This window comes from Streptomyces sp. E2N166 (assembly GCF_003671715.1).
Taxonomy (GTDB): Bacteria; Actinomycetota; Actinomycetes; order Streptomycetales; family Streptomycetaceae; genus Streptomyces; species Streptomyces thinghirensis.
This window is the reverse complement of the sequence record NZ_RAIF01000006.1, coordinates 209,877-212,538: the sequence shown is the minus strand read 5'-3', so window position 1 is coordinate 212,538 and position 2,662 is coordinate 209,877. Positions and strand designations below refer to the sequence as shown.

The window sequence follows — 2,662 nt, the reverse complement described above, 5'->3', positions numbered from 1 at the left end:
AGTTCGGCGGCGCTGACCCGATCGTGCCGGGTGACCGTGTAGGCGACCAGCCGCCGGTCGCCCGGGGTGTCCTCACGGAGCAGTACGGCAGCCTGCGCGACCTCCGGGTGGGTAGCGAGCGCGGCTTCGATCTCGCCGGGCTCGATGCGGTGCCCGCGTACCTTGATCTGGTCGTCCGCCCGGCCCAGGAACTCAAGGCGGCCGTCGCCGCGCCAGCGCGCGAGATCGCCGGTGCGGTACATGCGGGTGCCGGGCTCGCCGTAGGGGTTGGCGGGGAAACGGTCCGCGGTCAGGCCGGGGCGCTGGTGATACCCACGGGCGAGCTGCCGTCCCGCGATGTAGAGCTCGCCGATGACGCCTGCGGGAACGGGCCGCAGGGCGGCGTCCAGGACGTAGGTCTGGGTGTTGTCCAGGGGACGGCCGATCGGGAGGCTGGGCTCGGGGTCGTAGGGCGCGCGCAGCTCGTGCTGGGTGGCACAGAGCGTGGTCTCGGTCGGGCCGTACAGATGACGCAGCGTTACGTGCGGTGCGTGCCGCAGCACGGTGGCGGTGGCCGCCGGAGAGACGACGTCGCCACCGGTGAGCACTTCCCTGAGCGTGGAGAAGCAGTGCGGAGCCTCGTCCGAGATCACTCGGAAGAGACCGGCGGTCAGATGCAGGGCGGTGATGTCGTGCTTCACCACCAGCGCGGTGAGACCCGCCACGTCCAACGGGCCGGGCGGTGCGATGACGACGGTGCCGCCGGTGACCAGTGGCACCCAGATCTCGTAAGTGGAGGCGTCAAAGGTGTGCGGTGCGTGGAAGAGGACTCGCTGGGACGCCTTGCTGTTCCAGCAGCGGTCCCGCACCAGGGCGACGACACCGTGCTGTGTGGTGGCCACGCCCTTGGGGCGGCCGGTGGAACCGGAGGTGTACATGGCGTACGCCAGCTGCTTTTCGGAGCGTTCGACCGTGAGGTTGCCGCCCTCCATGCGGTCTGTCCGCTCCCGCACCGTCGGCTCGTCGACTGCCAGCAGCGCCGTGTCCGCGGGCATGGCCGGCAGTCCGGCCGTCTGTTCCGAGGTGGTGAGCAGGAGGACGGGGCCCGCGTCGCGCAGCATGTAACTGATGCGCTCGTGCGGGTAGTCCGGGTCGATGGGGAGATAGGCGGCGCCGGTCTTGGCGATGGCCAGCAGAACGGTGACGAGCAGGGGTGAGCGCGGCAGGGCGAGCGCGACGAAGCGCTCGGGGCGTGCTCCGTACTCGCGCAGAAGGCGGGCGAGCCGGTTGGCACGCGTGTTCAGCTCTGCGTACGTCAGTCCCTCGTCCTCGCCCTCGTACGCCAGCGCTTCCGCACCTGGCGTACGGGCAGCCTGGTCCTCGAAGAGCTCCGGCAGAGTGGCGTTGGGCAGCGGCTGACCCGTGTCGTTCCACGTCGTCAGGATGGTGTGGCGCTCCTCGGCGCTGAGCACGCCGAGCTCGGAGACCGGAAGGTCACAGTTCTTGACGATGCCCTCAAGCAACCGCAGGAACCGGCCCGTCAGCTCACGCACGGGCGCGGCGTCGAAGAGGTCCGTACGGTACCGGATGCTACCGCTCAGCCCGGCCGGTCCGCCGTCGGACGTCTGCCGCTCGGCCAGCTCGAACGCGAGATCGGTTCGCGCCACCTCGGTCGTCGTACCCTCGGCAGCGACCTCCAGACCGTGCAGCAGGCCGCCCAGCGACTCCAGGGACTCACGCTCGGAGTTGTTCAGGATGAGCATGATCTGGAAGAGGGGGTGGTGGGCGAGGGTGCGGGTGGGGTTGAGGTGTTCGACGAGGCGCTCGAAGGGGAGGTCCTGGTGGGCGTAGGCGTCGAGGCCGGTGGTGCGGACGCGGTGGAGGAGTTCGCGGAAGGTGGGCCGGCCGCTGGTGTCGGTGCGCAGGACGAGGGTGTTGATGAAGAAGCCGACAAGGTCGTCGGTCGCCTCGTCCGTGCGGCCGGCGATGGGAGCACCGATAGGGATGTCGGTTCCCGCGCCGAGGCGGGTGAGAAGCGTGGCCACGGCGGCTTGGAGGACCATGAACAGGCTGGCGCCGTTCCGCTGCGCCAACGCGGCCAGTTGTTGGTGGAGCTCGGCAGACACTGTGAACTCCGCACGAGCACCCGCCTGGGAGGCAACGGCGGGCCGTGTCCGAGCCATGGGCAGCGGCACCTCGTCCGGTAGACCGGCGAGTTGCTGGGCCCAATAGGCGAGTTGCCGCGCGGCCAGGCTGTCCGGATCGGCCTCCTCGCCGAGCAGCTCGTGCTGCCAGAGGGTGTAGTCGGCGTACTGGATCGGCAGGGGCTGCCAGGCAGGGGTCGTGTCGTTGAGGCGTGCGTTGTAAGCGGTGGTCAGATCGCGGGTGAGAGGTGCGTGAGACCAGGCGTCTCCGGCGATGTGGTGCAGGAGGAGGAGCAGTACGTGCTCGTCGTCGGCGAGGCGGAAGAGTGTGGCGCGGATGGGGAGCTCGGTGCTGAGGTCGAAGCAGTAGTGCGCGGCCTGGGCCAGTGCCTCAGTCAGCTCCTCTTGACGCACGTTGGTCACCGTCAGCTCCGGGACTGCCTGGTCGGCGGGGAGTACGTGCTGGTGTGCGTCGTGTCCGTCGTTCTGTCGGTAGAGGGTGCGGAGGGTTTCGTGGCGGGTGGTGAGGTCGTGGAGGG

The 2,662-nt window shown here is 69.6% G+C and carries 1 protein-coding gene; it reads right to left on the bottom strand.

Annotated elements, in window-relative coordinates:
* The coding region (locus EBH09_RS01230; protein WP_121745199.1) for an amino acid adenylation domain-containing protein at nt 1–2,662 on the bottom strand (2,662 nt) is incomplete at both ends.